The sequence below is a fragment of the Streptomyces sp. TRM68367 genome, assembly GCF_014495685.1.
In the GTDB taxonomy this organism is placed as follows: domain Bacteria; phylum Actinomycetota; class Actinomycetes; order Streptomycetales; family Streptomycetaceae; genus Streptomyces.
The window spans coordinates 63,552-69,551 of the sequence record NZ_JACTVI010000011.1 but is presented as its reverse complement, the minus strand read 5'-3'; the positions used below and the strand labels follow the sequence as shown (position 1 = coordinate 69,551).

General features: G+C 72.2%; 5 protein-coding genes and 1 pseudogene. 1 reads left to right on the top strand and 5 read right to left on the bottom strand.

Translation table 11 applies throughout. From position 1 onward, the window contains the following. Positions 1 to 113: 113 nt before the first annotated feature. The 3 genes and pseudogenes from H8R17_RS10830 to H8R17_RS10820 all read right to left on the bottom strand — a co-directional run. Positions 114 to 560: pseudogene (locus H8R17_RS10830) on the bottom strand (phosphatase PAP2 family protein); the annotation flags it as partial. Between the two features lie 251 nt (positions 561 to 811). Next, the gene (locus H8R17_RS10825; RefSeq protein WP_187822935.1) at positions 812 to 1,912 is read right to left on the bottom strand and encodes a fatty acid desaturase; all 1,101 of its coding nucleotides are present in this window, start codon (positions 1,910 to 1,912) and stop codon (positions 812 to 814) included. 135 nt (positions 1,913 to 2,047) lie between these two features. Further along, positions 2,048 to 2,251 carry a cold-shock protein gene (locus H8R17_RS10820; RefSeq protein WP_187822934.1) on the bottom strand — a complete coding sequence of 68 codons (204 nt, stop codon included), beginning with the start codon at positions 2,249 to 2,251 and terminating at the stop codon, positions 2,048 to 2,050. 443 nt (positions 2,252 to 2,694) lie between these two features. On the opposite strand from H8R17_RS10820, the gene H8R17_RS10815 reads away from it, so the two are divergent. Next, positions 2,695 to 3,351 carry a bifunctional 2-polyprenyl-6-hydroxyphenol methylase/3-demethylubiquinol 3-O-methyltransferase UbiG gene (locus tag H8R17_RS10815; protein WP_187822933.1) on the top strand — a complete coding sequence of 219 codons (657 nt, stop codon included), beginning with the start codon at positions 2,695 to 2,697 and terminating at the stop codon, positions 3,349 to 3,351. Positions 3,352 to 3,359: 8 nt separating this feature from the next. Here the strand turns inward: H8R17_RS10815 and H8R17_RS10810 are convergent, their stop codons facing one another. Both H8R17_RS10810 and H8R17_RS10805 read right to left on the bottom strand, forming a co-directional pair. Further along, positions 3,360 to 5,651, bottom strand: a complete 2,292-nt coding sequence (locus H8R17_RS10810; RefSeq protein WP_187822932.1) for a cation-translocating P-type ATPase — start codon at positions 5,649 to 5,651, stop codon at positions 3,360 to 3,362. Positions 5,652 to 5,736: 85 nt separating this feature from the next. Then, entirely contained in the window at positions 5,737 to 5,973 is a 237-nt protein-coding gene (locus H8R17_RS10805) for a heavy-metal-associated domain-containing protein (RefSeq protein WP_187822931.1), read from the bottom strand. Positions 5,974 to 6,000: the final 27 nt, after the last annotated feature.

Below are 6,000 nucleotides of genomic sequence, written 5' to 3'. Positions count from 1 at the left end.
CTCGCCGCACCGGCCGAAAGCCCAAGTACGTCCAGTACGAGGGCTTCCGGCCGGCACGCCGAGAGCACGCACCGGACGCCGCTCCTTCTCCACGGAGATCGATCAGAAGGGCCCTAAGGACGGCCGGACGCGTGCTGCGCCGGCAGGGGAGCCGTCGCGGCCAGTGCGGCGGCGGCGCTCGCGATGCCGAGGACGGCGCCGGCGGCCACGTCGCCCGGATAGTGCACCCCCGTGTGCACGCGGGAGTAGCCGACGGCGCTCGCCAGCGCCCCGAGCGGCACCGCGGCCGGCTGGAGGACCACGCCGACGGCGGTGGCGAACGCGACGGCCGAGGCCGTGTGCCCGGACGGGAACGACGCCGACGCCGGCATGCGCACATGGCGGTCCACGCTCACCCGCGCCGCCGCCCGGTCCGGCCGCGGCCTGCGTACCAGGCGCTTGCCGAGCACGTTGGCGGACGCGGAGGCCACGGTTATCGCCCCGACCCCGGCCAGCGCGGCCCGGCGCGGCCGTGCCCCGCCCAGGACGAGGGCGGCGGCGATGGCGAGCGAGACCTTGGAGGCCCGCACACCCGGGCGCCGCAGCGAACTGCCTGGTGGGCCGAGGTGCCGGAGGGGGCCCGCCCGCTCCTGGACCGCACCCTCGACCCGGCCCGCGACACCGTGGCGGCGGTACGGGAACAGACCCCTGTGCTCTCCGGAGGCTGATCGGACGTGGGTCGGACCGTCCCCGCACGCGCGGGGAGGACCACATCACCACCCGCCACGTGTGCGGCGCCGAGGGAACATCCCCGCCTCGAACCGCGGGGTGATCAGTACTCCAGCTCGGGGCGCAGGCGCAGCGGGCCGCCTACCGCGTGGAGGTGCCGCAGTACCTGGGCGTAGGAATCGAAGAGCCCGGTCTCGTGGTACACGATGCCGTGCCGGGCACAGTAGGTGCGCACGAGCTCCTGGGCATGGCGCAGGCTGGGCCGCGGCATGGAGGGGAACAGGTGGTGCTCGATCTGGTAGTTGAGCCCGCCGAGCGCGAAGTCGGTGAGCCGGTGACCGCGGATGTTGCGTGACGTCAGTACCTGCCGACGCAGGAAGTCGACCTTGTCGTCCTTGCCGAACAGGGCCATGCCCTTGTGGTTCGGGGCGAACGAGCACCCCATGTACAGGCCGAACAGACCTTGGTGCACGAGGAGGAAGACCACGGCCTGCACGGGTGTCAGGACCAGGAACAGTGCGGCGAGATAGCCACCGAGATGCGCCGTCAGCAGGCCCGCCTCGGCCACCTTGGTCGTCCGCGAGGTCGCTGTGCCGGTGCGGTCGATCAGCGCCCGTACACCGGCGGCGTGCAGGGCGAGTCCCTCCAGCAGCAGCATCGGGAAGAACAGCCAGGCCTGGTGACGGGCCAGCCATGCGTACGCCCCGCTGCGGACGCGGGCGTGGTCATCGGTGAAGGCGATCGCGCCGTCGGCGATGTCGGGGTCGCGGTCGACGTGGTTCGGGTGCGAGTGGTGCCGGTTGTGCTTGGCGATCCACCAGCCGTAGCTGAGGCCGATCAGCAGGTCGGCGTGCACGCGGCCGAGCAGGTTGTTGACGCGCTTGGAACCGGCGATCTGGTGGTGTCCCGCGTCGTGCCCGATGAATCCGGTCTGGGTGAACATCACGGCGAGGAAGGCGGCGGTCAGCAACTGCCACCACGACTGTCCGATCAGGGCGAACGCGGTCCAGCCCGCGGCCAGCAGGAGGAGGTTCGCGCCGACCTTGACGGAGTAGTAGCCCGGCCGCCGCTTCAGCAGCCCGCTCTGCTTCACCTCACGGGAGAGCGCGGCGTAGTCGCTGCCCCGGGTTCCGGGAGGGGGTTTCGTCGTCTCGGCGTGCTGGGCCGTCGGATCGGTGCCCTGGTTGACGATGTCAGTGCTCACGGTTTTCCTTTCGGGATGCGCGGGCCATTACCACGGGCGCGGGGGCAGGGCGCCGGTCGCGGGAAGCCCGTACGGAAACAGACGGATACAGCACGAGACAGGCCCGCGGTGCGGGCCTGTCTTGACGAGATGGCCTCAGAACGCGCGGACCTGGTCGGCCTGCATGCCCTTGGGGCCCTGGCTGGCAGTGAACTCCACCCGCTGGTTTTCGTCCAGGGAGCGGAAGCCGTCGGTGTCGATCGCCGAGTGGTGGACGAAGACGTCGGCACCGCCCTCGTCAGGGGCGATGAAGCCGAACCCCTTCTCAGCGTTGAACCACTTCACGGTTCCTTGAGCCATGTGATGTCTCCTTCGAGATGGCGAGTAGGTCGGGTATGCGCGCGTTCGCGCGATCCCGGGCTGTTGGTCGCCAGCCGTCGAAGAAAACCCCCCGAAACGACAAAACGCCCGCTGTCAGAACTCCGCGGGCGCTTCCACGTTCGCAAACTCCAACTACAACCACTCGCTAAAACGTCCGGCGAGCCGGGATTGTTCCCGCCTGTGCCGGGAAGGGCCCGGTGACGCTCCCGGCGGGCGGTTCCGGAGGGGAGTACTACGGTTGCGGCGCCGAGCGCACCTCGCACGCCGTCACCCGATCTCGCCGCGACCTCGACTCGAAGGCCTTCTGCAGGTCCTTCGTCGTGAAGAGCTGCCCGCAGGCTGCCAAGCCGGTCGCCAGGGTGACGGTGAGCAGGGCCCCCGCGGGGCCTTTGTCCGGGCCGGACCTCTGGTGAACTGAGGGCATGAAGCCCCTGCCGCGCCGACTCCTGCGAGCCCTCGAGCGCTTCCACGCCGCCCACCCCTGGGACCACAACGCCCACTTCCACCGCTGGATCCTGCGGCAACTCCCGGACCGCGTCGGCCGCGCCCTGGACGTCGGGTGCGGCAGTGGTGACCTCGCCCGGCTGCTGGCCACCCGGGCCGAGCGGGTGCGCGGGATCGACGCCGACCCGGCGATCACGGACCGGGCGCGGGAGCTGACCCCCGCGTCGGCCTCCGTGACGTACACGGTGGCCGACGCGCTGACCGGAATCCCCGACCGGTCCTACGACGTCATCACCTGCGTCGCCGCCCTCCACCACCTGCCGTTCACCCGGGCCCTCAAAACCTTCCGCGACCGCCTGGCACCCGGAGGCACCCTGGTGGTCGTCGGTGTCTTCCGGGAGCAGACGCCCACCGACCACCTGCTCGGCTTCACGTCCGTCCCGCTCAACGTCGTCGTGGCGTGGCTGAAGAACAGGGGCCGCCCGGCACCTCGCCCCCTCTCGATGACCGCCCGCACCAGACCGGCGGACATGACGTACTCCGAGATCGTCCGGGAGGCGCGCGCCGTCCTGCCCGGCGCGCGTCTGCGCCGTCGCCTGCTCTGGCGCTACACGCTGGTGTGGCACCAGCGCTGACGGCCGGGTCAGTCGGCGGCCCGGAAGCCCCGCAGGCGCAGGGAGTTGCCTACGACGAAGACCGAGGAGAAGGCCATCGCCGCACCGGCGATCATCGGGTTGAGCAGGCCGGCCGCCGCGAGGGGCAGGGCGGCCACGTTGTAGGCGAAGGCCCAGAGGAGGTTGGACCGGATGGTGCCCAGGGTGCGCCGGGCGAGCCGGATGGCGTCCGCGGCGGCCCGCAGGTCCCCGCGGACCAGGGTCAGGTCGCCCGCCTCGATCGCGGCGTCCGTGCCGGTGCCCATGGCCAGCCCCAGGTCGGCCTGGGCGAGCGCGGCCGCGTCGTTCACGCCGTCGCCGACCATGGCGACCGAACGGCCCTCGTCCTGAAGCCGCTTGACGACCTCCACCTTGTCCTGCGGCAGCACCTCGGCGATCACGTCCTCGGGCGCGATGCCGACCTCGCGGGCGACGGACTCGGCCACGGCCCGGTTGTCGCCGGTCAGCAGGATCGGCGTGAGACCGAGGGAGCGCAGCCGCCGGATCGCCTCCGCACTGGTCTCCTTCACCGCGTCGGCGATCTCCAGGACCGCCCGCGCCTCGCCGTCCCAGGCGACCGTGACGGCCGTACGCCCGGCGGTCTCGGCCTCCTCCTTGGCCCGCCGCAGGTCCTCCGGCAACTCCATCGCCCTCCCCCATTCTCGGCTCCGCTCGGACGGGCGGACCCCCATCGCGAGCAGCCGTTCCCGGCCGACCAGCACCGCGTGGCCCTCGACGATGCCCTGTACGCCGAGTCCGGGGACGCCTGCGAAGTCCTCCGGCGTGGGCAGCGCACCGAGCTTCGCGAGCGCCCCGTCGGCGACGGCGCGGGCGATGGGGTGCTCGGAGGAGTGCTCCAACGCGCCCGCCAGCCGCAGCACTTCGGCCTCGTCGGTGCCCTCGGCGGTGCGCACCGCCAGCAGGGTCATACGGCCGGTGGTGACGGTGCCCGTCTTGTCGAGGACGACGGTGTCGACGCGGCGCGTGGACTCCAGGACCTCGGGGCCCTTGATGAGGATGCCGAGCTGGGCACCGCGCCCGGTGCCGACCATCAGCGCGGTCGGCGTCGCGAGGCCCAGGGCGCACGGGCAGGCGATGATCAGCACGGCCACGGCCGCGGTGAACGCCGCCGTCAGACCCGCGCCGTTGCCGAGCCAGAAGCCCAGCGTGCCCAGGGCCAGGGCGATCACGACCGGCACGAAGACGGCGGAGATCCGGTCCGCGAGCCGCTGCGCCGCGGCCTTGCCGTTCTGCGCGTCCTCCACCATCCGGGCCATCCGCGCCAGCTGGGTGTCGGCGCCGATCCGCGTGGCCGCCACGACCAGCCGTCCGCCCACGTTGACCGTGGCACCGGTGACCGGGGCCCCGGCGCCCACCTCCACGGGCACCGACTCGCCGGTGAGCATCGAGGCGTCCACGGCGGAGGAGCCCTCGGCCACCGTCCCGTCCGTCGCGATCTTCTCGCCGGGACGCACCAGGAAGCGGTCGCCGACCGCCAACTGGTCGACCGGCACGGTCCGTTCCCGCCCGTCGGCGTCCAGCACGGTGACGTCCTTGGCGCCCAGCTCCAGCAGCGCCCGCAGCGCCGCACCCGCCTTCCGCTTGGCGCGGGCCTCGAAGTACCGCCCGGCCAGGATGAAGGCGGTCACGCCGGCGGCGGCCTCCAGATAGATGTTCCCGGCGCCGTCCGTGCGGGCGATGGTCAGCTCGAAGGGGTGCGTCATGCCGGGCGTGCCCGCGGTCCCGAAGAACAGCGCCCACAGCGACCACAGGAACGCCGCCGAGGTGCCGACCGAGATCAGCGTGTCCATGGTGGCCGCACCGTGGCGGGCATTGGTGAACGCCGCCCGGTGGAAGGGCCATGCGGCGTACGTCACGACGGGCGCCGCCAGCGTCAGCGACAGCCACTGCCAGTACTCGAACTGCAGCTCCGGGATCATCGCCATCGCGATGACGGGCGCCGCCAGCACCACGGCGGTCACCAGCCGCTGCCGCAGCGGCCGGAGTTCGTCGACCACCACGTCCTGTTCGGCGGTGGGGCGCTCGGCGGGCGCGGCCTCCTGCGCGGTGTACCCGGTCGCCTCGACCGTGGCGATGAGGTCCCGTACCGAGACGTCGCCGTGGTAGGTGACCTTCGCCTTCTCGGTGGCGTAGTTGACGGTGGCGGTGACGCCGTCCATGCGGTTGAGCTTCTTCTCGATGCGCGCCGCGCACGAGGCGCAGGTCATGCCGCCGATGGCGAGCTCTGTTTCGGCGCCGGTGCCGGTCGTACTGGTGGTCATGGCTGCTCCTCCTCGGACGGGCGGATGGTCGGATCGGCCGGGACCCGGGGCTGCCGGGTCCCGGCGTGCTGCGGGGGAGTGCGGGTCAGGCCCGGCCGGTCAGCTCGTAGCCGGCCTCGTCGACGACCTCCGCGACCTTCGCGTCGTCGGGCTCGGCGGCGCTGGTGACGGTGACCACGCCGGTGGCCAGGTCGACGTCGACGGCGCTGACGCCGTCCAGCTCGCCGATGACCTGGGTGAGCGTGGCCCTGCAGTGGCCGCAGGACATGCCGGAGACGGCGTAGGCGGTGGTGACGGCCTCGGTGGTCCGGGACGACGACATGGGTTCCTCCAGATGCGTGCGGCCGTA

Bases quoted from the DNA above. Each gene is read 5' to 3' on its own strand.
- H8R17_RS10805 (WP_187822931.1), bottom strand. From the start codon at position 5,973: ATGTCGTCGTCCCGGACCACCGAGGCCGTCACCACCGCCTACGCCGTC.
- H8R17_RS10810 (WP_187822932.1), bottom strand. From the start codon at position 5,651: ATGACCACCAGTACGACCGGCACCGGCGCCGAAACAGAGCTCGCCATC.
- H8R17_RS10820 (WP_187822934.1), bottom strand. From the start codon at position 2,251: ATGGCTCAAGGAACCGTGAAGTGGTTCAACGCTGAGAAGGGGTTCGGC.
- H8R17_RS10815 (WP_187822933.1), top strand. From the start codon at position 2,695: ATGAAGCCCCTGCCGCGCCGACTCCTGCGAGCCCTCGAGCGCTTCCAC.